Below are 22,446 nucleotides of genomic sequence, written 5' to 3'. Positions count from 1 at the left end.
CTTCCTATTAGTCCTTCCTGACTTTTCCTTCTGTCAGCCTCGTTGCGGCTGAGGCCTTATGCCGTTTGCGGGTTGGATGGCAGCGGCCAGATCCGCTCATAGGCCCAGGTAAAGACCATGATGTAGACGAGGTAGAAGGCGACGAAGCCGAGATCCAGCATCAGGGCGTCCCACACTCCCAAATCGAGCCAGAACATGACACAGGGGAGGGAGAGCATCATAAAGCTCGCCTCATAGCCAAACGCGTGCAGGAAGCGGTCCAGTGGTCGTTTGTTGGTGCGCCCGCACAGTTTGAGCAACCCCTTGTCGAACAACAGGTTCCAGCCGTAGGTCCAGGCAGTGGCGACGATGGAGAAGAAGATGGCCAGCGAACCGACCTCGGCGACGCCCTGACCGAACAGCTGGCTGATCAGCGGTGCGACCAGTGCCAGCCCGATGCCTTCGTAGAGAACCAGATAACGAAGTCGATCAGGGGTGGTGCGAAGTTGAGTACTACTCATGGGGATATGCCTCCTGTGGGAGGCGCATTCTAATCAGGGAGTGGTTAAAAGAGAAGCATCGGCCCGTCGTGACTGGCGTTGAGGGGCATGATGATGCCCCCTCTTTGCGATACGTCTCTATTGCCAATTTGGGCGTTAGCCCTGAGTGGTCAAGTCTGCGACTCAGGCGCCGGTTGGCGTGACCCGTGTCAGCATGGCAAAGCCCTCTTCCACTTGTGTGAGCTCTACCTTGACCTCCCCCAACTCGGCGAGCGAGGCAACATGAGTGCCACCACAGGGAATGGTCACCTCCTGGCCTTCCAGCATGCAGTGCCAGTAACGGGAATCGATGATCGCCTCGCCAGCGCGGCTACGGCGGATCTCGCCTCCGGCTGCGATCCAGTCGGCCAGTTGCTGGTTGACCTTCTCTTCAATCACCGCCAAATCTGCCAGCAGCGCCTCGCTGTTGACCCCCTTCTTGCGCAGGCTCTTGCCGATGCGGTACTGCTCCCGTGATCCGTTAGGCTCGACCCGAGAGCTTTGAATAGCCAGACGGTCGAAGTCGGGCTGGCCCAGTGCATCGCGCTCGCTTACCTCCTTGCGCCAGTAGGGAATCAGTACTCGATTGAGCGCCAGCGCCGCCAGATGGCAGCCGCTATGGCCCAGACTCAGGGCGTGGCGGGCAGCGCTATCTACTTGCAATTCGACCTGGCTGCCAACGGCTAGCGCGTGGTCACCGGTCAGTGGATGGACCACCACGAAACGCCACCCCTCAGCGCCCCGTTTGACCGGAATGGCAGTATCGACGAACAGTTCGCCATCCGGGCTAATGGCCCCCATTCGGCAAGGGCCAATGGTGGCTTCGCCCCCTTCCCAGCGTACATGGCCCACATCCCCCGGCTGATCGGGCCAGAGGTGGCTCTGGGGATGAAAAGGGGTGAGGTCGGTGACCAGCAGCGTGGTGTCACCGCGCTGGCAGCAGACCACGCTGGCCTGCTCCTGATGATGGCCCAGTACGAAGCTGGCTCGGGTATGTTCCATGGCAAGGCTCCCGCAACGATAAATGAGAAGAGAAAGCGGCAGCATACGCCAAAGTGCGAAAGGGCTCATTAACCAGTGTTAATGAGCCCCTCTTCTCGGTTTTACGGTTCGCTAGATCATGGCAACCAGCAGATAGGCGTTGAGCCCGATCACCAGCGCAACGATAAGGCGTCCTACCGCCTGGGTGACGGGGTGGTTACGATGTTGTCCCATCAGTGCCCGATCGCCGGTCAGCATCAACAGCGGGATCAGGGCCAGCGCGATGCCAAAGCTCAGGACCACCTGACTCAACACCAGAATTTCGGTGGTGTTGAGCCCCATGGCGATCACCACAAAGGCGGGTGCCATGGTGATGGCGCGACGCAGCCAGAGCGGGATGGTAAAGCGGACAAAACCCTGCATCACCACTTGCCCGGCCAGGGTGCCCACCACGGTAGAGCTGATGCCGGAGGCGACCAGCGAGAGACCAAACAGGGTGGCGGCAGCCTGACCCAGCAGCGGAGTGAGGGTCTGGTAGGCGGATTCCAGCTCCGCTACCTGCTGGTGGCCCGAGCTGTGGAACGCGGCGGCCGCCATCGCCATCATCGCCAGATTGACGAAGCCGGCGATGGTCATGGCAATCGCCACATCGACCCGGGTGGTGTGCAGCCGCTGGCTGACCGAGCCCTGATCCTGCGTGTGCTGGGTCAGGGCCGAGTGCAGATAGATAACGTGGGGCATCACGGTGGCACCGAGCACACCTGCGGCCAGATAGACGGCATCGCTGTTGGGCAGACCGGGGAAGAGGGCGCCCTCCAGCAGGCTGGGCAGATGGGGGCGGGAGAAGATCAGCTCGACGATGTAGGCCGCCGCGACAAACATCAGCAGGCCACCGACCACGAACTCCAGCGGTTTCTGGCCACGGGATTGCAGCATCAGGATCCCCCAGGTCACTACGGCGGTGATACAGGCTCCTTCAAGCAAGGTCACGCCAAGCAGCAGCTTGAAGCCGACTGCGGCGCCGATAAATTCGGCCAGATCGGTGGCCATGGCGATGATCTCTGCCTGCACCCAGTAGGCCCAGACCGCCGGTTTTGGCAGTCGGTCGCGGATGTGCTCCGCCAGATTCTTGCCGGTGACGATACCGAGTTTGGCCGAGAGGGTTTGCACCACCATTGCCATCAAGTTGGCCCATACCACTACCCAGAGCAGTTGGTAGCCAAAGGTAGAGCCCGCCTGAATATTGGTGGCGAAGTTGCCTGGGTCGATATAGCCGATGGCGGCGATAAAGGCAGGCCCGAGCAGGGTCAGTTTGAATTTGCGGGCTGGAATCGTAGTCGTCAGTGCGGGTTGCATGGCATCACCCTCCATAAGGATATGGAGAGAGAATAGATCTAAGTGATAATCATTATCAATTGTTGTTTCTGATGATTTCCATCGGGAAAAACATTTAAGGCAGTCAGTTGCAGTGAGGGATGTGATTTCGTACAATACGCCGCCCTAGAAAAGCAGCGACTAAACACCTTTATGTTCCTTGCCTCCGAGGTCTGGCTGCACCTGGGCGGAGGCTGAATTAATCCGTAAGGAGCTAAAATGCGTCATTACGAAATCGTCTTCATGGTTCATCCGGACCAGAGCGAGCAAGTTCCCGGCATGATCGAGCGTTACACCGGCGCCATCACCACCTCCGGTGGTACCATTCATCGCCTGGAAGATTGGGGCCGTCGTCAGCTGGCTTACCCGATCGACAAACTGCACAAAGCCCACTACGTTCTGATGAACGTAGAAGCAGAGCAAGCCGTTATCGATGAGCTGGAAACCAACTTCCGCTTCAACGATGCCGTTATCCGCAACATGATCATGCGCACCAAGCACGCCGTGACTGAAGTTTCTCCGATGGCCAAGGCCAAAGAAGAGCGCTTCACCCGTCGTGACGACGAGCGCCGCGAAGAAGCTACTGAAGCTGCTTCCGAAGAGTAATTCTGGATCACTGACTAGAGGATAAAGGCCATGGCACGTTATTTCCGTCGTCGTAAGTTCTGCCGCTTCACCGCCGAGAACGTTACCGAGATCGACTACAAAGATATCGTTACTCTGAAAAACTACATCACTGAATCTGGCAAGATCGTACCGAGCCGTATCACCGGTACCCGCGCCAAGTATCAGCGTCAGCTGGCACGCGCCATCAAGCGTGCTCGTTACCTGGCTCTGCTGCCGTACACCGATCTGCACAACAAGTAAGAATCGGCCCGGCACTTAAGCCTAACTCAACGAAATTTATAGAGGAAAGGTAATGCAAGTTATCCTGCTCGACAAAATCGCCAAACTGGGCGGTCTGGGTGACCAAGTTTCCGTGAAATCTGGTTATGCCCGTAACTACCTGATCCCGCAAGGCAAAGCTGTTATGGCCACCAAGGCCAACATCGAAGCTTTCGGTGCTCGTCGCGCTGAGCTGGAAGCCAAACTGGCTGCCAACAAAGCTGCTGCTGAAGAGCGTGCTGCCAAGCTGGCCGAACTGGCTACCGTGGTTATCGCTTCCAAGTCTGGCGACGAAGGCAAGCTGTTCGGTTCCATCGGTACCCGTGACGTGGCTGAAGCCATCACTGCTGCTGGCGTAGCCGTTGCCAAGAGCGAAGTCCGCATGGGCAACGTTCTGCGTAACACCGGTGACTACGAAGTTGCTGTTCAGCTGCACGCTGACGTTAAAGCAACCGTACAGATCCAGGTTGTTGCCCTGTAATAGCGATTCGCTTTTGCAGAGAAAACCCGCGCACTTGCGCGGGTTTTTTATTTTCCGGCCCGGGGGTAGAGTGAAGGTCTGTTCCACTGGAGGAGATCTTTATGGCTTGGGTAGAAGGTCGCGTCATCGAACGCATCGAATGGACACCCACTCTGTTCTCCCTGCGGGTAGCGGCCGAGCTGGCTCCCTACAAGGCAGGCCAATTCACCAAGCTGGCCCTCGAGCAGGGCGATCGCCGCATTCAGCGCGCCTACTCCTTCGTCAATCCCCCCTCTGCGCCATATCACGAGTTCTATCTGGTCGAGATCCCGAGTGGTGAGCTGACTCCGTCCCTCGGCTCGCTGCAAGCGGGCGATACCCTGCTGGTGCAATCCCAGGCCACCGGCTTTCTGACGCTGGATGAGGTGCCCGCCGGGCGCGATCTCTGGCTGCTCTCGACCGGTACTGCCATCGGCCCCTTCCTCTCCATGCTGGCCGATGGGGAAGCCTTCAACCGTTTCGAGAATTTGGTGCTGGTGCATGGGGTACGTAAAGGCGAGGAGCTGAGCTATCAGGATTTGATCGCCAGCTTTGCCGAGCAATATGGCGCGCGCTTTCGCTATGTCCCCTTTGTCAGCCGCGAGCCCTGGTCCGATGCAATGGCAGGGCGGATCCCGGCGGCGATTGCCAATGGTCAGTTGCAGGATCGAGTGGGGTTGGAGTTCTCACCCGAGCTGAGTCAGGTGCTGATCTGCGGCAATCCGGAGATGGTGAAAGAGACCCAGCAGACCTTGCTGGCGCTGGGGTTGGCCAAGAATCTGCGGCGTGCGCCGGGCAATATCAGTGCGGAGAATTATTGGTAAAAAAATCAGCACAGGGGCGCCAGGCCCCTGCTGCATCAGGAGAGGGCGTTCAGTTCTTCTTGCCGTTGCCTTTGTTTTTATCTTTCTGTTTGTCGTGACCTTGCCCGGGGTTATTGCCGCTGTGGATGCTGCGGTTGTAGTGAGCCCGGTACTTGCCATCCATCTTGTCGCAGTTGAGTTTGATCCGGCTGTCGCCAATGCCAAGATCCAGACAGTTGTCCTGCCACCAGTCGTACTCTTTGTCATCCCAGTCGAGATTGATCTTGATGTCATCACCGGAGATCTTGATGCCATCGCTGTTTTTGCTTGGCGGTGCCGCAACCGCGATGCAATGTGCCATCAGCAGGGAGAGCAGCAGGGCACCACGCTGGATAACGGGGTTGTGTTTGGCTTGGGTCATCGCAAGGGTACTCCTGTCGTTATTGGCCACTCTGCGAGTTGGCAGGGAGCTGGTTGGTTTGCGGTGGCTGGTTGCGGTTCTCTTCATCTTCCAGATTGAATTTGACCGCCCTGCAGTCGGCCGGGGCGGTTTCGCCGACCCCCAAGTCGAGGCAGTCGTTCTGGGTCCAGCCGAACTGCTTGTCATCCCAGTCCAGATTGAATTTAAGCTCATCGACGGAGAATTCGGAGCCACTGCTCTCTTGATATTGCTGTGTCGCTGCGGCGCTGCCGGTAACCAGGAGAAGGGAGAGTAGCAAAGTGGTCTTACTGTTCATGATGGCCTCGGATAATTGCAACGGTGGATGAGTGTACAGACCGGAGCTGAACCCGGGCGGAACTGTTCCCCATCTCACCACATGATCAAGTCAGGGAGGGATTGTATCGCTTTTCTGCTGCCGATTTGTCCGTTTTGGTCGCACTCTGGGCAGCTGGTTGCCAATCTGAAGGAATTCAGTCATTTGCCCTTCTCTGAGCGAGTCTGGCGACTATAATCGGCAGCCAACTTTTCCTGCACAGCACACCCCTTCATCATGACCACACAGGACTCCTCCACATTGCGCTACCCCAAGGGGTGGTTTGCTCTGACGACGGTATACAGTTTCACCGGGTTGGCCATTCTGGCTTCCATTATCTTCTCCCTGCTGCTGTTCCTCTCCATCGATGACAACCCGCTGATGAAGTGGCTGTTCGGCGGCTTGGCCATCATCTTCGAGCTGGGCAAGTTTTATGTCTGGTACGAGTACGGCGAGCGCAAGGCGCGGCGGGATTTGAGTGGTGCTTTCTGGTCGCTGCTGTTCTACAGCGTGCTGGCGGCCATCTCCATCGGCGGCAGTATTGGTGGCATCAACAGCGCCACCAACACGGTACTGAGCCAGCAGGCGCGCCACGAACGGGAACTGGCCCGTTTCGACGAGCAGATCGCCAGCATCGAGCGGCAGATCCAGCTCAACGAGGAGGCGGCCCGCAAATATATCGAGCTGGAGCGTATCTCCAGTGGCGTCTCCTCGTTGCAGCACGCCAACACCAAGCTGCGCTTGCAGCAGGATGAGCTGCGTCAGCAACGCGATGCCAAGCCGGTCAACGAACAATCTTCCATGCTGGGGCTGATGAGCAGTCTGGCGGACGGGGTAGGGATGAGCATCAGTCAGGTGCAGTTCCTGCTGGTCTGCTTCCTCTCGGTGCTGCTCGACGTGTTCGGTGCCTTTTTCGTCAGCCTGATCGGCGAGGAGAACCGCTTTCGCCGGATGTGGCGCTGGCAGCAGGATCAAGCTCGCAGAGAGGCGCAGGCAGCGTTGGCGATGGCAGCCCAGCCTGAGCCCATCATGCCCCCCGAGCCCGCCCCCGAAGTGCTGGCGCAGGTGCGCGGTGCGCTGGTGAGCGGTGAGCTCAAGTGCAGTAAGCGCTCGGTGGCACAGGCGCTATCACTCTCGCTGGAGGAGGTGGATCGGGTGTTCCACCATCTGCTGTCGCAAGGGGTGCTGGGGCAGGGGAGCAATCGACACTACTACCTCAATCCGGCGCTGGAGCAGTAACCCGGATAGTGAGAAGGCCACCGGAACTCGGTGGCCTTTTTCGTTATCGAGTGGCTGTGGCACTCAGTGAGTCAGCACCATCATCAGGCTGAGGAAGGCGGCCAGTCCGCCACCGATGCCGATGATCCAGTAAAACCCCTTGGCCCCCTGTTTGAGCGGGATGCGGAAGTAGAGCAGAAATGCCCACCACCCCAGTGCCAGCAACAGAGGAATAAGAAACATTCGAGCCATGGTGTCCTCGCTGTTATTCTGTTGACCCTTGATCAATCAACAGGATGGATTGTGCAATGACGCAACTACAGATTACCGCATTCGGTGACCCCTCGGTACTCAAGCTCAACCCTTCCCTCGATAAGGTGCCAGCCGATGGCGAAGTGCGGGTACGCATCTGCTTTGCGGGGGTGAACCCCATCGATGCCAAAACCCGCGCCGGTCTTGGCTGGGCGGCGGCCCAGAACAAGGACAAGCTGCCCTGGACGCCGGGTTATGACATCTCCGGCGTGGTGGAGAAGGTAGGCCCCGGTGTGACCTCGCTGGTCGAGGGGGATCGGGTGTGCGGCATGGTCGGTTTTCCCCTCGCCGCAGGTGGCTACGGGGAGTCTGTGGTGGCAAGCGAGAGCGAGCTGGTCAAGCTCGACGGGGTGAGCCTGCAGCAGGGGGCGGCGCTGCCGCTGGCCGGTCTCACCGCCTGGCAGGGGCTGCTTGAGCACGGCGGCCTCCAGAGCGGTCAGCGGGTCTTGATCCTCGCCGGTGCCGGTGGGGTCGGCCATCTTGCGGTGCAGTTTGCCAGCGCCTATGGCGCCGAGGTGGTGGCTACCGCCAGCCCCGACAACCATGGCTTCCTGCATGCTCTGGGGGCGCGCTGGATGGTGGATTACCATGATGCGAACTGGCCAGCACAGGTGGTGGCAGAGGCCGGTCAGGTCGATCTGGTGCTGGATCTGGTGGGCGGCGAGAGCGGCAAGGCGGCGCTCGCTTGCGTCAAGTCGGGTGGCCGTCTGGTGACGGTACCCACCATCACTGCCCAGTTGATCAAGGATGCTGGGGTTGCGGCGGCTATCGAGGTGGTCGGCATGCTGGTGCACCCCGACCAGAAGCAGCTGGGTCAGATGTTGATGCTGCTGCGTCAGGGGGAGGTGAAGGTCACCCTCGCCGGTGAATTCCCCCTGGCCGAGGGGGCGCTGGCCCATCAGGCCATCGAAGGGGGCCATGTACGCGGCAAGTTGCTGCTGCGCATGCCTGCGGCCGATGGCCTGCCCGGATGAGCGAGATGATGGAGATGGGGCTGGGGTGGCTCTTTTTAAGCGCATTCACCTCAGCCACCCTGCTGCCCGGTAGCTCCGAAGTGCTGCTGGGGGCCATGGCGGCCAAGGGGGAGTGGAGCATGGCGAGCCTGCTGCTGTGGGCGACGCTGGGCAATACCCTCGGCTCCATGACCACTTGGTGGCTCGGCTGGCTCGCCACCTTCAAGAAAAAACCGGAAGATTTTCAAGGCCGTGGGGAACAAAAAGCCTTAGGCTGGCTCAAACAACATGGTCACTGGTGTCTGCTGCTTGCCTGGACGCCGGTGGTCGGTGATGGTCTCTGTCTGTTGGCCGGTTGGCTGCGCCTCTCCTTCTGGCGCTCTCTCATTCTGATCGGGCTCGGCAAATTGTTCCGTTATGCCCTGGTTTTTCTGCTGGCCAGTCACATTTTCTAGCCTGTTTTTGTCACTCACGAGGTTACCGTGAACAAAGTCATACCTTTAACGATTCTGCTGGGCTTCACCCTGCCGGTGCTGGCGGCACCGACCCTGATTGCCGAACAGGGCAAGGAGGAGGGCAAGCTCGCCATCCCCTACCAGATGTACAAGCTGGACAACGGCCTGACCGTGATCCTGGCCCCCGACCGCTCCGATCCGCTGGTGCACCTCGATGTGACCTATCACGTCGGTTCATCCCGCGAGACGGTCGGCAAGTCCGGTTTCGCCCACTTCTTTGAGCACATGATGTTCCAGGGCTCGAAACACGTCGGTGATCAGGAGCATATGCGGATCATCAACGAGGCCGGTGGTGACATGAATGGCACCACCAACAAGGACCGCACCAACTACTACGAGACTGTGCCTGCCAACCAGCTGGAAAAAGTGCTCTGGCTGGAGGCGGATCGGATGGGCTTCCTGCTCGATGCGGTGAGCCAGAAGAAGTTCGAGATCCAGCGCGCCACCGTCAAGAACGAGCGGGCCCAGCGGGTCGATAACCAGCCCTATGGGCTGGTGAGCGAGAAGGTGGGGGAGGCGCTCTATCCGCGTACTCACCCCTACTCCTGGCAGCCCATCGGTTACGTGGAAGATCTCGACCGGGTCGATGTGAACGACCTCAAGCAGTTCTTCCTGCGCTGGTATGGCCCCAACAACGCAACCCTGACTCTGGGCGGCGACTTTGACAGCAAGCAGGCCCTCGAATGGATCGAGAAGTACTTCGGCTCCATCCCGCGCGGCCCGGACGTGGCCGAGCCGACGCCAAAGCCGGTGACCCTGCCCGAGACCCGCTACGTGACGCTGCAGGACAAGGTGCACCTGCCGCTGCTCTATATCAGCTACCCCACCGTATCCCTTGGTGACCCGCAGGAGCCGGCACTCGACATGTTTGCCGACGTGCTGGGCGGTTCCGCCAGCTCCATGCTCTACCAGTCGCTGGTGAAAACCGGCAAGGCGATCGATGTGGGGGCGTCCCACTACTGCGAAGAGCTGGCATGTACCCTGACCGTCTACGCCTACCCCAATCCGTCGCAGGATGGCAGCCTCAAGACCCTCAAGGGGGAGGTGGACAAGGTGATCGGCGAGTTCGCCCAGCGCGGCCTCAAGCCGGAAGATCTGGAGAAGGCGATCGCCAAGTACCGCGCCTCCGCCATCTGGGGTCTGGACAGCGTCTCCGGCAAGGTGAGCCAGCTCGCCATGGGTCAGGTGTTTGCCCAGGATCCCAACTATGTGTTCAAGACTCTCGATGCCATCGGCAAGGTGACACCTGAGCAGGTGAAGGCCGCCTACGACAAGTTCATCGCGGGCAAGCCTGCGGTGGTGCTGAGCGTGGTGCCCAAGGGCAAGACCGAGTGGCAGGTTGCCACCCCGAACTTTACCCCCGCCAAGCGCGAGCTGCCGGATTACAGCAAGCATGACGAGGCGCTGGCCGAACGACCGGTAAAAGACAATTTCGATCGCAGCGTGCAACCCAAGGCGAGCGAGGCGGTGAGCGTCAAGGTGCCCGCCATCTGGCACGGCAAGCTCGACAAGAACATCGAGATCATCGGCACCAAGAGTGACGAGATCCCGGCCGTCTCCATCATGATTGCCCTGCCGGGCGGCATTCGTGCCGAAGATAAGGGGCAACTGGGGCTGGCCAATCTGACTGCTGCCATGATGGGGCAGGGCACGGTGCGCCTGACTGAGGCTCAGCTGAGCGACGAGCTGCAAAAGCTGGGCTCAAGCATTGATGTCTCCAGCGCCCAGTACAACAACCTCATCACCGTCAGCTCGCTGGCGGACAAGTTGCCCCAGACCCTGGCGCTGGTGCGCGAGGTACTGGAGCGCCCGGGCATGCGGGAGGCTGACTTCGAGCGGGTCAAGGCGCAGCTGCTGCAAGGGATGCAACAGGCCCAGCAGCAGCCCGAGTGGCTGGCCGGGCAGGCGTTCCGCGAGCTGGTCTACGGCAAGCAGAACCGCCTCGGTCAACCTACCGACGGGGTAGCGGCTGATGTGGCCAAGCTGACCCTGGCGGACGTGAAGCATTTCTATCAGGCCTACTACAACCCCACCAATGCCAAAGTGGTGGTGGTCGGTGATGTGGACCAGATGCAGATCGAGGAGCAACTTGGCTTCCTGACCGAGTGGAAGGGGGCCACGCCGACTCTGGGGGATCTCAAGCTCAAGGGGGAGCAGGCCAAGCCGGGTATCTATCTGGTCGACAAGCCGGGGGCGCCCCAGTCGGTGATCCGCATCGGTCGTCGCGCCATGCCGTTCGATACCACGGGGGATTACTTCACCGCCGGGCTGATGAACTTCAACTTGGGTGGCAACTTCAACAGCCGCATCAACCTCAACCTGCGGGAAGACAAGGGCTACACCTACGGCGCCAGCTCGGGTTTCTCCGCCAACCGCGAGGTGGGCACCTTCGCCACCGGCGCCAATGTGCGGGCCGATGCAACCGTCGATGCCATCCGCCAGTTCCTCAAGGAGATGGACAACTACCGCAAGAGCGGCCCGACACCGGTGGAGCTGGCCTATATGCGCAGCGCTGTCTCCCAGCAGGATGCCCTCTCTTACGAGACCTTGGGCCAGAAGGCGGGCTTCCTGCTGCAGATGGTGATGTATGACCTGAAACCGGACTATGTGCAGGCCCAGAACAACCTGATCAAAACGGTGTCGCCCGAGGCGCTGAAGGCCAGTGCTGCCCGTTGGCTCAATCCGGCCGACATGGTGATCGTGGTGGTGGGAGACAAGCAAAAGCTTGAAAAACCCCTGAAGGAGCTTCATCTTCCCATCTATCCGCTGCAGTTGCCGTAACTGACGCTTTATAAAAATCAAGAGCCGTGAATATGACTACAACAAGCTTGTCGCTCACCGAGTTGCTGAATGCGTTGGGATCACCGGAGCGCCTCACCGCGCTCAAGGGGATCCGGCGCGGGATCGAACGTGAATGCCTGCGCATCACGCCGGATGGCCGACTCGCCCAGAGTGACCATCCCCGGGCGCTGGGCTCGGCCCTGACCCATCCCAATATCACCACCGACTACTCGGAGAGTCTGCTGGAGTTCATCACCCCGGCCACCGACTCCATCGACAGCCTGATGGAGCAGCTCGGCGACATCCATCACCATGTGATTCAGCATCTGGGTGACGAGCGGATTTGGCCGCTCTCCATGCCCTGCTTCGTCGGCGGGGAAGAGAGCATCCGACTGGCTCAGTACGGCAGCTCCAACATCGGCAAGATGAAGACCCTCTACCGTCAGGGCTTGAAGAACCGCTACGGCAGCCTGATGCAGGTGATCGCCGGGGTGCACTTCAACTTCTCCATGCCCGACAGCTTCTGGAGCGAGTGGCAGGATCTGGTGTGCGAAGGGTGCTGCAGCCAGCGCTTTATCTCCGACAAGTACATGGGGCTTATTCGCAACGTCTACCGCTTCGGCTGGCTGGTACCCTATCTGTTTGGTGCTTCCCCGGCCATCTGCGAATCCTTCCTCAAAGGGCGCAAGAGCAACCTGCCGTTCGAGAAGACCGGCAAGGGCACCCTCTATCTGCCTTACGCCACCGCGCTGCGTCTCTCCGATCTTGGCTATACCAACAGCGCCCAGGCTGGGCTCAAGATCAGCCACGACAATCTGCCGGCCTATGTCAGCAGCCTGCGCCGCGCCATCAACACCCACAATCCCGACTTTGCCAAGATCGGCGTCAAGGTGGATGGGGAGTATCGTCAGCTTAACGACAACGTGTTGCAGTTGGAGAACGAGCTATACGCCCCGATCCGCCCCAAGCGCACCCCGCGCAGCGGCGAGAAGCCCTCGGATGCGCTGGATCAGCGCGGCATCGAATACATCGAGCTGCGCACCGTGGACGTCAACCCTTTCACCCCGCTCGGCATCGATGCAGATCAGATCCGCTTCTTCGACCTGTTTCTGGTCTGGTGCCTGCTGCGTCCCTCTCCGGTGCTGAGTGACGAGGAGATTGCCCGCAACCGCCGCAACCAGAACAAGGTGGTGCTGGAAGGGCGTCGTCCCGGCCTGACGCTGGAAGATGAGCAGGGCAATGCCATCGGCCTCAAAGAGTACGGCCTCAAACTGTTTGACGAGCTGGCTCAGGTGGCCGACTTGCTGGATCGCTGCTGTGGCCGCAACCGCTATCGCGAGACGCTGGCGATGCATCGCGAGAAGCTGCTCAACCCCGAGCTCACCTACTCTGCCCGCATGCTCAAGGAGCTGCTGGAGAGTGGCAAAGACAACGGCTGCTACGGCGACAAGCTGGCGACCCGCTATCGCGAGGAGCTGCTGGCAGGGGAGCTGCAGTACTGGGATGAGGCCTACTTTGCCGGTGAGGCGAAGGATTCGCTGGCCAAGCAGCGCGAACGCGAGCGCAGCGACAGCCTGTCGTTCGATGACTTCCTGGCCGACTACTTCGGGACCAGTAAGACCCCGGCCTGAAGGCGGGTTCGTACCAACCAAAGTGCCAACAAAAAGCCGCTCGAGTGAGCGGCTTTTTGATTTCTCTGAACCTGAGCGATATCAGACGTGGTTGTACATGGCCTCGATTTCGCTCTGGTATTTTGCCTCGATGATCTTGCGGCGCAGCTTCATGGTGGGGGTGAGCTCACCCAGCTCCATTGAGAAGGCGCTCGGCAGCAGGGTGAACTTCTTCACCTGCTCGAACTTGGCCAGCTCTTTTTGCAGATCGGCGATGCGGGCTTCGAAGAACTCCATTACCCGGGAGTGGCGCAGCAGCTCGGTCTTGCACTGGTACTGCAGGTTGATGGAGCGGGCGTACTCCTCCAGCGACTCGAAGCAGGGGACGATCAGCGCCGAGACGAAGTGGCGGGCATCGGCGACGATGGCGATCTGCTCGATAAAGCGATCCTTGCCGATGGTCCCTTCCACCAGTTGCGGAGCCACGTACTTGCCGTTGGAGGTCTTCATCAGCTCCTTGAGACGCTCGGTGAAGTAGATATTGCCCTGGCTGTCGAGCTCACCGGCATCGCCAGTACGCAGGAAGCCATCCTCGGTCATCACCTCGGCGGTCGCGTCCGGCTTGTTGTAGTAGCCGCGCATCACGGTGGGGGAGCGCACCAGCAGTTCGTTGTTCTCACCCAGCTTCACTTCGATGCCGTTCAGTGCCGTGCCGATGGAGCCCAACTTGAACTGGCTATCCTCGTAGCAGCAGACGGTGGCGGTGGTCTCGGTCATGCCGTAGCCGTACTTGAGGTTGAGCCCCATCGCCTGGAAGAAGAGGTTCACATCGTCGGCCAGGCGGGCGCCCGCCACTGGCAGGAAGCGGGTGCGGCCGCCGAAGCGGGCGCGCAGCTTGCGAAACACCAGTCGCTCGGCAAGCCAGAGCTGGCCGTAGAGCAGCGGGGAAGCGGACTTGCCCGCCTGACGGGTGGCAACCATCTGCTTGCCGACCTTGGTCGCCCAGCCAAACAGGGCGCGCCGCAGAGCCGGAGCCTGAGCGACTTTGGCCTGGATCATGGCGTAGGCCTTCTCGTAGAGGCGCGGCACGGCGCACATCACGGTCGGCTGCACCTCGCCAATCACATCCATCACCTTCTGCGGATCGCGGATATAGACGTTCTCGGCGCCGCAATAGAGCACGTAGTAGCTCCAGGCCCGCTCAAACACGTGGCTGAGCGGCAGCATGCAGAGCGACACATCCTGCTGATTGAGGTCGAGGCGGCTGTTGTGCATCTCGAAACAGGCGGCGATGTTGCTGAAGTCGAGCATGACCCCCTTGGGCTCGCCTGTGGTGCCGGAGGTGTAGATCAGGGTCAGCAGATCATCCATCCGGTACTGGGTTTCCCGCTCGCGCAGCTCCTGCTCGCTGGGCTGATGGTTGCCGGAGACCAGAAATGTCTGGAAGTGGCTCGCCTGCTCGCAGCCGCGCAAGTTGACGCTGCCGTCGAGGGCGATGAGCTGGCGGATCTCGCCGCTTTCAATCAGTTGCAGCGCCTGATCGAACTGGGGTTGTTCGCCAACGAACAGCACCTTGATGCCGGCATCTTTGACGATGTAGCGCAGCTGATCGAGCGTGCTGGTGGGGTAGATAGGGACGCTGACACCGCGGGCGGCAAGGATGCCGAGATCGGCCTGGGTCCACTCCGGCATGTTGCGGGCATAGATGCCGACCATTTCGGTTGGCTGGTGGCCGGCACGGATCAGCGCCTGTGCGCAGTAGTCCATGGCCTGGCCCAGAGTACGCCAGCCGATGGTGCGCCACTGGCCATCTTGCTGAACCCGCAGGGCAGCCTTGTTGCCAAGCTGGGCAATACGTTCACGCATCAGTCGAACCAGATGAAGCTTCGGCATCAGTTAAACATCCTTTAATTACAGTTGTACGCCCGCGAGGGCACTAAAAATCGGGCTAGAGTTTAAACTCCAACATTACGGCTTACAAGTGTTCGCCATTTGTCTTGGATCACAAAGAGCGCAAATAGCTCTCCCTTTGCGCAGACTGGCCGATACTGCTAGGAGGCAGAGAGAGGGTTAACGATATGAATCTGTGGGTGAAAGGGGCGTTGGCCGCGGTCGGGCTGATGGTGGTGGGGGGCGCTGCGTTTTGGTTCTTTGCCGGAACGTCATCACAGGGGCCCGCCAATCCCTGGTATCAGGGGGCCGAGGGGTATCAGCAGGCGCAGCAACAGGCGCTGGCGTTGGGCTATCCGCTGCTCTATGTGCTGGAGACCCCCAAGTGCCGCCGCTGCGGCGATCTGGAGAAGAAATTCTGGCAGAGCAAGGAGATGGCTGGCCCGCTTGCCCGGCTGGTGAAGGTGCGGCTCAACCCGGGCAAGGGGGATGGCAGCGAGCAGATCCTGCGCCGCTTTCCCAAAGTCGCCACGCCGCCCGGCATCTATATCCAGCAGCCGGGCCAGCTCCTCAGACCCATCAAGATAGTGGTGGATATCGACCAGATCTGGATGCCGGGGAAAACCTGGCAGCGTGGCTTCTATATGCCGCTCTCCGGTGCCGGATTCGAGGCGGTGGTGCATACCACCCTGGCCTTGCAGGATCCGGCACTGGACAATGCCCCCCTCGATTGAGGGGGCCAAGACGCCTGAGTACGGCGAACAGCCGGATCAGCCGAAATCGAACAGTCGCGACATCAACACCGCATCTTCCCTGTCGTTGCCGGTGCCGTAGTAGTCGGCGCGGCGGCAATATTCGGCAAAACCGGCGCTCTCGTAGAGGTTGATGGCGGTCTGGTTACCGGCCCGCACCTCGAGAAACCAGGCCTCTGCCCCGGCTTGCTTGCTGCGCGCCAGATAGGCCTGCAACAGCGCCCGTCCCAACCCCTTGCCCTGAAACGCCGGATGCACACAGATATTCATCAGCGAGCTGTCTCCGGCCACCAGATCCGAGATATAGAAGCCCGCCGGGGAACCATCGACCAGCATCAAGCCGTTGAGATAGCGAGGGCCGAAGCAGGAGAGCAGGTTGGCCTCACTCCACGGCTCCTTGTGAGCGGCTTGCTCGATGGGGTAGACAAGGTCGAAATCGCTCTCGAGCAGGGGGCGAAACTCAGGCATGGGGGCTCCGGATGGCAAGGTGTTGGGTACTGGGGTTGGCAGAGGCGGCATTTGTAAAATCAGGTAAAAAGAGCAGCATCACAGTGGGACTTGGCGGCATGATGCAGGATCACGCCGCGCTGGCCGCAAGGTGCTGGCGCAGCTGTTGCCACAGGGCGCGCTTTTGCGCGGCGCTGGGGGCGAGCGGGCAGATCAGCGCATTTGGCCGCTCGGGGTTGGCCTCCGTCAGCCAGAGCAGAGGGGAGGCGCCCGCCGTTTGCAGATCGGCAGGCGGCAGCTCGCTGAGCAGTGAGACCTCGTCGGGGGTCATGCCGAGCAACTGGCAGATATCCGCCAGCAGCGTGGTGGCAGGCAGCTGAGGCGCCAGCAGCCAGAGTTTGCCGCTGGGCAGCGGAGCGCGGGTGGCCGGTGCCGTCTGGCCCGGCTGTGTGGCGTTTTGCTCAAGCTCGGGAGCGGGTGCTGCGCCCAGCAATGCCGGACGACGCAGTTGCCAGCTTTGAATGCCCATGCGGGCCAACATGCTCTGACGAACGGGATCTTGCATTTGAGGCGACTCACTCTTGATCTGCATTGGGGAAAATTGTGTTGCGCAGGGTACACTCGAACCGCTTTTGCTGCACCCTTTGCAACGCATCATCTGGCGCATGCGGGCATGGTGCCATCACGACACTGGCTATGCATGGGCGCAGCACGCTGCCGATATGGTATCGCACTACCTTTGCGTTTTTTCCTGCCAGAGGCGGGTATTGTGCGGCAAGAGATACCAGAATAAACATCATAACAAGACAAAACCCAAGGTCGAGCAAATGGATATCGCGCCTTGGGGCTAACATCATCCCAGCTTCGGAACACTCTCTATGTCGTCTTTAGCTCAAGCCCAGAACCCTGCGCGTCTTATTCCCATCCAGGAGCGATTGCCCCGGCTGCTGGCCGCCCTCGGGGAGGGGCTCTACGAACGGCAGGATGCCCTGCGCCTCGGTCTGCTGGCGGCCCTCAGTGGCGAGAGTGTCTTCTTGCTGGGGCCACCCGGTATCGCCAAGAGCCTGATCGCCCGCCGCCTCAAGCTGGCCTTTCACGACGCCCGCCACTTTGAATACCTGATGACCCGTTTCAGTACGCCGGAGGAGGTGTTCGGCCCCCTCTCCATTCAGGCACTGAAAGAGGATGGCAAATACCTGCGCCTCACCACAGGTTATCTGCCTGAGGCCGAAGTGGTGTTCCTCGACGAGATCTGGAAGGCGGGCCCTGCCATCCTCAACACCCTGCTCACCGCCATCAACGAGCGGCAGTTTCGCAACGGCGACAGCCAGCACCCCATCCCGATGCGATTGCTGGTGACCGCCTCCAACGAGCTGCCGGCACCGGACAGCGGGCTGGAAGCGCTCTACGACCGGATGCTGGTGCGGATCTGGATGGACCGGGTGCAGGAGAAAGCCAACTTTCAATCCATGCTGGCCAGCGATGGTCACGCCCACCAGAACTTGCCGGAATCCCTGCAGATCCGGGGGGATGAGTATGAGCAGTGGCAGAGCCAGATTGAACAGGTGCGCCTGCCGGATGCCTGTTTCGAGCTTATCTATCAGCTGCGCCAGCAGCTCGACAGTCAGCTGGCCCATCGCTGCTATGTGTCGGATCGCCGCTGGAAGAAGGCGGTACGGCTTATCAAGGCGAGCGCCTTCTTCAATGGCCGTGACGAGGTCGCACCGGTAGATCTGCTGCTGTTCAAGGATTGTCTCTGGCATGACGAGGAGTCCCGCACCGCCCTGCTGGAGATGATGACCGAATTCTCCCGTCTCTACGGCTATCAGCAACTGGCGATGACCCGTCAGCTGCTGGCGTTGCGGGATCAGTTCAAACAGCTCAAACAGAGCGTGGCCCAACGCCTTTGCACCAAGGCCCGGCAACGCAAGCAGTGGTTTGGCCGGCGGGCCCGGGGTATCGAGATCCCGCTTGCCAATGCCAGACCCTTTGGCAAGCAGGTGCACTTCCATCTGCTCACCCCGGCGCCGCTGGATGGCAGCGATCCCGAACGTCTCACCCGCACCCTGGTGTTCGATCGCACCTTGCTCTCCCATTGGCATCCCACCGGCGAGGCGCTGGTGGGTTATGAGTTCGGCAACCCGAAAGAGGGGCATTACGAGCTGGTGCTGGACGATGAGCTGCGGCTGCAGGTGCTCGATATCCAGCGCCAGCAGATCCCGCTGGTTTTGATGGAGCGCAACGCCATCCCCGAGGTGGTGCTGGCGCCCTGGTTGCAGTCGCTCGACGAGCAGCTGGTTCAGGTCGGCAAGGTGATGCAGGAGCTCAAGCAGCAGCGCAGCCTGTTCGAACGTCACCAGCAACACCTCTTTATCGCCCAGCGCTGGCTGCAGCAGGTGGAAGACAGCTTCTTTGTGCTGAACCGGGATCTCGAACTGCTGCGCAGCGAGCTGACCCAGTGGCGCGAGCGGTTGCCAAGGCTGGACGAGTAAGGAGCGCTCATGCTTGAGATCGGCATGCTGGATCTGGGCCTTCTCATGGGAGAGGGTGAGCTGGCGGGAGAGGTGGTGGCGCTGCTGGCGGCCTCACCCAAGATTTCCGAATTTATCAAACGCTCCCCGCTACAGGGCAAGCTGCTGAAAAAGCGCCTGCAGAGTTGGGGCGAGCAGCTTGGTGAGGAGATCCGTCACAAGCCGGTGCCGGTGGCGCTGGAGCAGGAGTACCTGCTCTATCAGGCACACCGGCAACTGCCGATGACCGATCTGATTGGTCGCTTGCCCGGCCTACTGGAGTCGCTGGAGCAGTACAGCCCCTTCGCCGGTGAGGCCAGATCCTTGGTGCGTCAGCTGACGGCCCACCCCACCGAGGGGCTGCGCCAGCTCTTTATCGACAAGTGGCGCGCCAGTCTGGTGGGGAGCCTGTTGCAGTTGCAGCAGCAGATCGCCGAAGCGGAGCGGGAGAAGCAGCGTCAGGAGATTGAAGATCAGCTGCTGGCGAGCCGCACCCTAGCCGATGCCCTCGACCCCAACCAGATCTCCGCCGGTGGTTTGTGGGATCTGGCGCAGGGGCACTGGCACAAGCGCAGTCTGGTGCTGGTCAAGCAGTATGCCCGCATGTTGCAGCGCGAACCCTTGCTGGCGGAGATTGCCGGCCTGCTCGGGCGCAGCGAGCGGGATCGGCGGGCGCAGGAGCAACCTGTGCCGCCGGTGCAGGTGCTGGAGTTGGAGCCAGCACCCAGCGACGATGTGCCGGACGATCTGGTGGGCATCCATCAGGCGAACGATCTGATGCGGCTGCTGCCAAGTGAAGCTGTGATGCTGGGGCTGCCGGAGCTGGAGCTGGAGTTCTATCGCCGCTATCTGGAACGGCGCCTGCTCAGCTATCAGTCACGTGGCACCTTGCCGCGCCAGCGCATCATGCTGCGCACCCCGGAGCAGGGTGGCCAGCAGTTGCAGCAGCGAGGCCCCTTTATCGTCTGCGTCGATACCTCCGGTTCCATGGGGGGCTATCCCGAGGAGTGTGCCAAGGCACTCTTTCTGGCGTTGCTCAAGGTGGCGATGGATGAGAAGCGCGGCTGCTACCTGATGCTCTTCTCCACCGAGGTGGCGACCCTCGAGATCACTGCAGATACCGGGCTGGACAAGGCGGAGCGCTTCCTCTCCATGAGTTTTCACGGCGGTACCGACCTGGTGCCCTGCCTGGAAAAAGCGCTGGCCAAGCTCGATGATCCCGCCTTTGCCAAGGCGGATGTGCTGGTCATCTCCGACTTTATCGCCCAAAGCCTGCCTCATCCCCTGCTCGATCAGATGAACCGCTATCGCCAGCGTCAGACCCGTTTTCACGCTGTCGCCATGTCCCGCCACGCCAAGCAGGCGCTGTTGCGGGTCTTTGACAACAGCTGGCTGCTCGATTGCGGCCTGCGTGGCCGGCTGCTGCGGCGCTGGCAGCATCACTAGTGACCGGAGGGGGCAACCCCTCTTGAGTTGTTATCCCGCCCCTCTTTTTCGCTGTGCGTCCCCGCTTTCATTCCAACGCGATGATATCGCAGTAAAATGTGACTAGCCTGCCATTCGGGCTCTCTGTCCGGGTGATAGCCTTTACAACCATTGTTACAGGGGAAAAGATGATGATTTTCCGGCATCGGCTTGCCCGATGATCTTTCCCATTGATCCGGAGTATGTATGAGCCGACTTGCCTTGCTGCTGTTGCTGGCGGCGTTCGGGCTGGCAGCCAACCCCTTGTCCCCCGAGCAGTTGGAAAATGAACTGAGAGGGATGGAGCGGGTCTACCAGCCGATCGAGTTGCTGCGGGAGCGCGTTGCCCGTTTGCAGCGGGACGGCAACGCCTATCCGCCGTCGCAGCAGATGCGGATCAGTCGTCTGGCTTGCTGGGCCCAATCGGCCGATGACATGCAGGAGTCCCGAACCGCCATCGCCAATGCGGAGCGGATGCTGATCGTTGCGCGCGAGCAGAGGAATGACGCCGCCGTGGCGGAGCTGACGATTTGCCGCGGCTGGTTCAATCAGCTGCTCGGCGAGGTAGCGAAGGCTCGTCACGATTACGATGAGGGGCTGCGGCTGGCAAGGGAGGCCGCCGTGCCGAAGCTGGAGGCGCTGGCGCTGGCCCGCCGGGGGGCCATGCTGTCGTTTCAGGGGGTCTCAGGCCAGGGACTGATGGATCTCACCAAGGCGCACAATATCTATGAGCAGCTGGGGTTGCCCACCTGGTATCACCAGGCACAGCTCGAGATTGCAGCCACATTTCGTCGTATGGGCCTCTACGCCGAAGCACTCGCCACCCTCAATCGGTTGAGCGAGCATTTTGTCAGAAGTCACGATGGATTTGGCTCGGCAAGGCTCAGTGATCAACTGGCGATGGTCTATCTGCAGACCGGGCGTTATCAGGATGCGCTGGGCGAGCTTGAACGCAGTGCGGCCTTTTATAATCAGCCTCAATATCTGATTGAGCATGCCGAACGCATGGTGATGCAGGCCGAGGCTCTGCTCGGGCTGGATCGCCCCGCTGATGCCGGACGCTTGCTGGCACAAGCGGCGGAGGTGCTCTCTCCCGATGTTGACCCCATCCTCCATGCGCATCTCGAGCTGGTGCGGGCGAGGTTGAGAGTCGAAGAGCAGGAACCAGTGCCAGCCTTGCGTGCGCTTGAGAAGATTGAGCCGATTTTGAAGGTGGAAGGGCACGTACGCTTTTTGCTCGAGCTCTACTGGGTGCGCAGCCGGGCGCTCGAGTTGCAAGGTGACTATCCGGCGGCGCTCGCCGCATTGCGGGAGCATCTGGTGCAGGAGCAGCGGCTCGATCAGCTGTTACGGGAACAGAGCACGGCCTGGGTTCGCGGCGAGTTTGAGCTGGCCCGTCAGGAGGGGGAGAACGAGCGACTGCGAGTCGAGCAGCGACTGCAGCAGCAGGAGCTGGAGCAGGTCAAGGAGCGTCGGTTCTGGCTGCTGGTGGTGATGGTGCTTTGCGGGGTACTGGCGCTGCTGACGATGGGGTGGCTGCTTGATCGCAACCGTCGGATGCGTCGTCTGGCCTTTACCGATGAGCTGACCGGCATCAACAACCGCCGTCGGGTGCTGCGGCAGGGCAGCGATATGTTGGCGCAGGCTCGCAGGCAGGGCTCGCCATTTTGTCTGCTGGTGTTCGATATCGATCACTTCAAGCGGATCAACGATACCCAGGGCCATCATCAAGGAGACAGGGTGCTGCAATGGGTCTCTCGGGCGGCAGATCGTCAGCTGCGGCACCAGGATCAGTTGGGGCGTACCGGCGGAGAGGAGTTCTTGATCCTGCTGCCGGATACCAGCCTTGAAGAGGCGTGCCGGGTGGCTGAGCGGATCCGTCACTCGGTCGCCAACCGGGCGCTGCCCGGCATGTCGTACCCGGTAACTATCAGTATCGGGTGTGCCTCTCTGCGAGACGATGATCAGGATCTGGCGGCCTTGATCCAGCGTGCAGACAATGCGCTGTATCGTGCGAAAGAGGCGGGTCGCAACCGGGTGGAAACAGACGAGTGACGGGCTGGGTATTGTCACTCAGCAGGATGTCATCGCCATTTGGGAGCACTCTGATACGGCGATGGGACTCGTCCCCTGCGCTCGTTCTTGCCTGCGATGACAGATTGGCAATCACGAGCGCAGA

The 22,446-nt window shown here is 60.7% G+C and carries 22 protein-coding genes; 13 read left to right on the top strand and 9 right to left on the bottom strand.

The window, feature by feature from the left end; translation table 11 throughout:
* Positions 1 to 56: 56 nt before the first annotated feature.
* The 3 genes from ACTG2W_RS09990 to ACTG2W_RS09980 form a co-directional block, all read right to left on the bottom strand.
* Positions 57 to 500, bottom strand: coding sequence for a PACE efflux transporter (locus tag ACTG2W_RS09990; RefSeq protein ID WP_005358045.1), 444 nt, complete (start codon positions 498 to 500; stop codon positions 57 to 59).
* Positions 501 to 662: 162 nt separating this feature from the next.
* A complete protein-coding gene (locus tag ACTG2W_RS09985) occupies positions 663 to 1,520 on the bottom strand; it encodes a hypothetical protein (RefSeq protein ID WP_201906420.1) in 858 nt (285 codons plus the stop codon).
* A gap of 111 nt (positions 1,521 to 1,631) precedes the next feature.
* The gene (locus ACTG2W_RS09980; RefSeq protein WP_201906419.1) at positions 1,632 to 2,855 is read right to left on the bottom strand and encodes an Nramp family divalent metal transporter; all 1,224 of its coding nucleotides are present in this window, start codon (positions 2,853 to 2,855) and stop codon (positions 1,632 to 1,634) included.
* A gap of 237 nt (positions 2,856 to 3,092) precedes the next feature.
* On the opposite strand from ACTG2W_RS09980, the gene rpsF reads away from it, so the two are divergent.
* The 4 genes from rpsF to ACTG2W_RS09960 all read left to right on the top strand — a co-directional run bounded on the left by rpsF (position 3,093) and on the right by ACTG2W_RS09960 (position 5,081).
* Positions 3,093 to 3,479, top strand: coding sequence for a 30S ribosomal protein S6 (gene rpsF / locus ACTG2W_RS09975; RefSeq protein WP_005308887.1), 387 nt, complete (start codon positions 3,093 to 3,095; stop codon positions 3,477 to 3,479).
* A gap of 30 nt (positions 3,480 to 3,509) precedes the next feature.
* Positions 3,510 to 3,740: a 30S ribosomal protein S18 gene (gene rpsR, locus ACTG2W_RS09970; protein ID WP_005308890.1), complete on the top strand. Its 231-nt coding sequence runs from the start codon at positions 3,510 to 3,512 to the stop codon at positions 3,738 to 3,740.
* Positions 3,741 to 3,792: 52 nt separating this feature from the next.
* Entirely contained in the window at positions 3,793 to 4,239 is a 447-nt protein-coding gene (rplI, locus tag ACTG2W_RS09965; RefSeq protein WP_005340490.1) for a 50S ribosomal protein L9, read from the top strand.
* A 101-nt stretch (positions 4,240 to 4,340) separates the two neighbouring features.
* Positions 4,341 to 5,081: a ferredoxin--NADP reductase gene (locus ACTG2W_RS09960; protein WP_440016183.1), complete on the top strand. Its 741-nt coding sequence runs from the start codon at positions 4,341 to 4,343 to the stop codon at positions 5,079 to 5,081.
* Between the two features lie 49 nt (positions 5,082 to 5,130).
* Here ACTG2W_RS09960 and ACTG2W_RS09955 read toward each other — a convergent pair whose 3' ends face one another.
* Positions 5,131 to 5,481 (bottom strand): hypothetical protein, encoded by a 351-nt coding sequence (locus ACTG2W_RS09955; protein WP_181281645.1) that lies wholly within the window; start codon positions 5,479 to 5,481, stop codon positions 5,131 to 5,133.
* Between the two features lie 19 nt (positions 5,482 to 5,500).
* On the bottom strand, positions 5,501 to 5,797 hold the full coding sequence (locus ACTG2W_RS09950) for a hypothetical protein (protein ID WP_005348982.1): 297 nt from the start codon (positions 5,795 to 5,797) through the stop codon (positions 5,501 to 5,503).
* 255 nt (positions 5,798 to 6,052) lie between these two features.
* On the opposite strand from ACTG2W_RS09950, the gene ACTG2W_RS09945 reads away from it, so the two are divergent.
* Positions 6,053 to 7,054, top strand: a complete 1,002-nt coding sequence (locus ACTG2W_RS09945; RefSeq protein WP_106843911.1) for a Preprotein translocase subunit SecY — start codon at positions 6,053 to 6,055, stop codon at positions 7,052 to 7,054.
* A gap of 63 nt (positions 7,055 to 7,117) precedes the next feature.
* Here the strand turns inward: ACTG2W_RS09945 and ACTG2W_RS09940 are convergent, their stop codons facing one another.
* Complete coding sequence (locus ACTG2W_RS09940; protein ID WP_005308905.1) at positions 7,118 to 7,285, bottom strand: hypothetical protein; 168 nt, start codon at positions 7,283 to 7,285, stop codon at positions 7,118 to 7,120.
* Between the two features lie 56 nt (positions 7,286 to 7,341).
* Here ACTG2W_RS09940 and ACTG2W_RS09935 point away from each other — a divergent pair, with 56 nt between their 5' ends.
* The 4 genes from ACTG2W_RS09935 to gshA are packed head-to-tail and all read left to right on the top strand — an operon-like array spanning position 7,342 to position 13,225.
* Entirely contained in the window at positions 7,342 to 8,319 is a 978-nt protein-coding gene (locus tag ACTG2W_RS09935) for an NADP-dependent oxidoreductase (RefSeq protein ID WP_181281646.1), read from the top strand.
* Positions 8,316 to 8,753, top strand: coding sequence for a YqaA family protein (locus ACTG2W_RS09930; RefSeq protein ID WP_005348990.1), 438 nt, complete (start codon positions 8,316 to 8,318; stop codon positions 8,751 to 8,753). Before ACTG2W_RS09935 ends, ACTG2W_RS09930 begins: the two co-directional genes overlap by 4 nt.
* A 27-nt stretch (positions 8,754 to 8,780) precedes the next feature.
* Positions 8,781 to 11,594: a M16 family metallopeptidase gene (locus tag ACTG2W_RS09925; RefSeq protein WP_440016182.1), complete on the top strand. Its 2,814-nt coding sequence runs from the start codon at positions 8,781 to 8,783 to the stop codon at positions 11,592 to 11,594.
* A 32-nt stretch (positions 11,595 to 11,626) separates the two neighbouring features.
* Positions 11,627 to 13,225: a glutamate--cysteine ligase gene (gene gshA / locus ACTG2W_RS09920; RefSeq protein WP_064338786.1), complete on the top strand. Its 1,599-nt coding sequence runs from the start codon at positions 11,627 to 11,629 to the stop codon at positions 13,223 to 13,225.
* Between the two features lie 81 nt (positions 13,226 to 13,306).
* Here the strand turns inward: gshA and ACTG2W_RS09915 are convergent, their stop codons facing one another.
* A complete protein-coding gene (locus tag ACTG2W_RS09915; protein ID WP_106843914.1) occupies positions 13,307 to 15,097 on the bottom strand; it encodes an AMP-dependent synthetase/ligase in 1,791 nt (596 codons plus the stop codon).
* A gap of 227 nt (positions 15,098 to 15,324) precedes the next feature.
* Between ACTG2W_RS09915 and ACTG2W_RS09910 the strand changes: the two genes are divergently transcribed.
* Positions 15,325 to 15,828 carry a hypothetical protein gene (locus ACTG2W_RS09910; protein WP_374805807.1) on the top strand — a complete coding sequence of 168 codons (504 nt, stop codon included), beginning with the start codon at positions 15,325 to 15,327 and terminating at the stop codon, positions 15,826 to 15,828.
* A gap of 36 nt (positions 15,829 to 15,864) precedes the next feature.
* On the opposite strand, the gene rimI is transcribed toward ACTG2W_RS09910, so the two are convergent.
* Both rimI and ACTG2W_RS09900 read right to left on the bottom strand, forming a co-directional pair.
* Complete coding sequence (rimI, locus tag ACTG2W_RS09905; RefSeq protein ID WP_005349003.1) at positions 15,865 to 16,314, bottom strand: ribosomal protein S18-alanine N-acetyltransferase; 450 nt, start codon at positions 16,312 to 16,314, stop codon at positions 15,865 to 15,867.
* Between the two features lie 109 nt (positions 16,315 to 16,423).
* Entirely contained in the window at positions 16,424 to 16,858 is a 435-nt protein-coding gene (locus tag ACTG2W_RS09900) for a DNA polymerase III subunit psi (RefSeq protein ID WP_106843916.1), read from the bottom strand.
* Positions 16,859 to 17,171: 313 nt separating this feature from the next.
* Here ACTG2W_RS09900 and ACTG2W_RS09895 point away from each other — a divergent pair, with 313 nt between their 5' ends.
* From ACTG2W_RS09895 to ACTG2W_RS09885, 3 genes are all read left to right on the top strand, one after another.
* Positions 17,172 to 18,785, top strand: coding sequence for an ATPase RavA domain-containing protein (locus ACTG2W_RS09895; RefSeq protein WP_106843917.1), 1,614 nt, complete (start codon positions 17,172 to 17,174; stop codon positions 18,783 to 18,785).
* A gap of 9 nt (positions 18,786 to 18,794) precedes the next feature.
* Complete coding sequence (gene viaA / locus ACTG2W_RS09890; protein ID WP_106843918.1) at positions 18,795 to 20,249, top strand: ATPase RavA stimulator ViaA; 1,455 nt, start codon at positions 18,795 to 18,797, stop codon at positions 20,247 to 20,249.
* A gap of 225 nt (positions 20,250 to 20,474) precedes the next feature.
* A complete protein-coding gene (locus ACTG2W_RS09885) occupies positions 20,475 to 22,322 on the top strand; it encodes a tetratricopeptide repeat-containing diguanylate cyclase (RefSeq protein ID WP_106843919.1) in 1,848 nt (615 codons plus the stop codon).
* Positions 22,323 to 22,446 lie beyond the last annotated feature (124 nt).

Origin of the sequence: Aeromonas sp. 96A (genome assembly GCF_051919165.1) — a bacterium.
In the GTDB taxonomy this organism is placed as follows: Bacteria; Pseudomonadota; Gammaproteobacteria; order Enterobacterales; family Aeromonadaceae; genus Aeromonas; species Aeromonas veronii.
Note: the sequence above shows the minus strand (reverse complement) of the source record. Positions and strands in the feature narration are given on the sequence as shown.

What these genes read in the sequence shown, in the direction of transcription:
- rpsF (WP_005308887.1), top strand. Translation starts at nt 3,093, where the DNA reads ATGCGTCATTACGAAATCGTCTTCATGGTTCATCCGGACCAGAGCGAG.
- ACTG2W_RS09940 (WP_005308905.1), bottom strand. Translation starts at nt 7,285, where the DNA reads ATGGCTCGAATGTTTCTTATTCCTCTGTTGCTGGCACTGGGGTGGTGG.
- ACTG2W_RS09915 (WP_106843914.1), bottom strand. Translation starts at nt 15,097, where the DNA reads ATGCCGAAGCTTCATCTGGTTCGACTGATGCGTGAACGTATTGCCCAG.
- rimI (WP_005349003.1), bottom strand. Translation starts at nt 16,314, where the DNA reads ATGCCTGAGTTTCGCCCCCTGCTCGAGAGCGATTTCGACCTTGTCTAC.
- ACTG2W_RS09885 (WP_106843919.1), top strand. Translation starts at nt 20,475, where the DNA reads ATGAGCCGACTTGCCTTGCTGCTGTTGCTGGCGGCGTTCGGGCTGGCA.
- ACTG2W_RS09980 (WP_201906419.1), bottom strand. Translation starts at nt 2,855, where the DNA reads ATGCAACCCGCACTGACGACTACGATTCCAGCCCGCAAATTCAAACTG.
- ACTG2W_RS09900 (WP_106843916.1), bottom strand. Translation starts at nt 16,858, where the DNA reads ATGCAAGATCCCGTTCGTCAGAGCATGTTGGCCCGCATGGGCATTCAA.
- ACTG2W_RS09950 (WP_005348982.1), bottom strand. Translation starts at nt 5,797, where the DNA reads ATGAACAGTAAGACCACTTTGCTACTCTCCCTTCTCCTGGTTACCGGC.
- ACTG2W_RS09930 (WP_005348990.1), top strand. Translation starts at nt 8,316, where the DNA reads ATGAGCGAGATGATGGAGATGGGGCTGGGGTGGCTCTTTTTAAGCGCA.
- ACTG2W_RS09945 (WP_106843911.1), top strand. Translation starts at nt 6,053, where the DNA reads ATGACCACACAGGACTCCTCCACATTGCGCTACCCCAAGGGGTGGTTT.
- ACTG2W_RS09935 (WP_181281646.1), top strand. Translation starts at nt 7,342, where the DNA reads ATGACGCAACTACAGATTACCGCATTCGGTGACCCCTCGGTACTCAAG.
- ACTG2W_RS09960 (WP_440016183.1), top strand. Translation starts at nt 4,341, where the DNA reads ATGGCTTGGGTAGAAGGTCGCGTCATCGAACGCATCGAATGGACACCC.
- ACTG2W_RS09955 (WP_181281645.1), bottom strand. Translation starts at nt 5,481, where the DNA reads ATGACCCAAGCCAAACACAACCCCGTTATCCAGCGTGGTGCCCTGCTG.
- rpsR (WP_005308890.1), top strand. Translation starts at nt 3,510, where the DNA reads ATGGCACGTTATTTCCGTCGTCGTAAGTTCTGCCGCTTCACCGCCGAG.
- ACTG2W_RS09895 (WP_106843917.1), top strand. Translation starts at nt 17,172, where the DNA reads ATGTCGTCTTTAGCTCAAGCCCAGAACCCTGCGCGTCTTATTCCCATC.
- viaA (WP_106843918.1), top strand. Translation starts at nt 18,795, where the DNA reads ATGCTTGAGATCGGCATGCTGGATCTGGGCCTTCTCATGGGAGAGGGT.
- gshA (WP_064338786.1), top strand. Translation starts at nt 11,627, where the DNA reads ATGACTACAACAAGCTTGTCGCTCACCGAGTTGCTGAATGCGTTGGGA.
- rplI (WP_005340490.1), top strand. Translation starts at nt 3,793, where the DNA reads ATGCAAGTTATCCTGCTCGACAAAATCGCCAAACTGGGCGGTCTGGGT.
- ACTG2W_RS09985 (WP_201906420.1), bottom strand. Translation starts at nt 1,520, where the DNA reads ATGGAACATACCCGAGCCAGCTTCGTACTGGGCCATCATCAGGAGCAG.
- ACTG2W_RS09990 (WP_005358045.1), bottom strand. Translation starts at nt 500, where the DNA reads ATGAGTAGTACTCAACTTCGCACCACCCCTGATCGACTTCGTTATCTG.
- ACTG2W_RS09910 (WP_374805807.1), top strand. Translation starts at nt 15,325, where the DNA reads ATGGTGGTGGGGGGCGCTGCGTTTTGGTTCTTTGCCGGAACGTCATCA.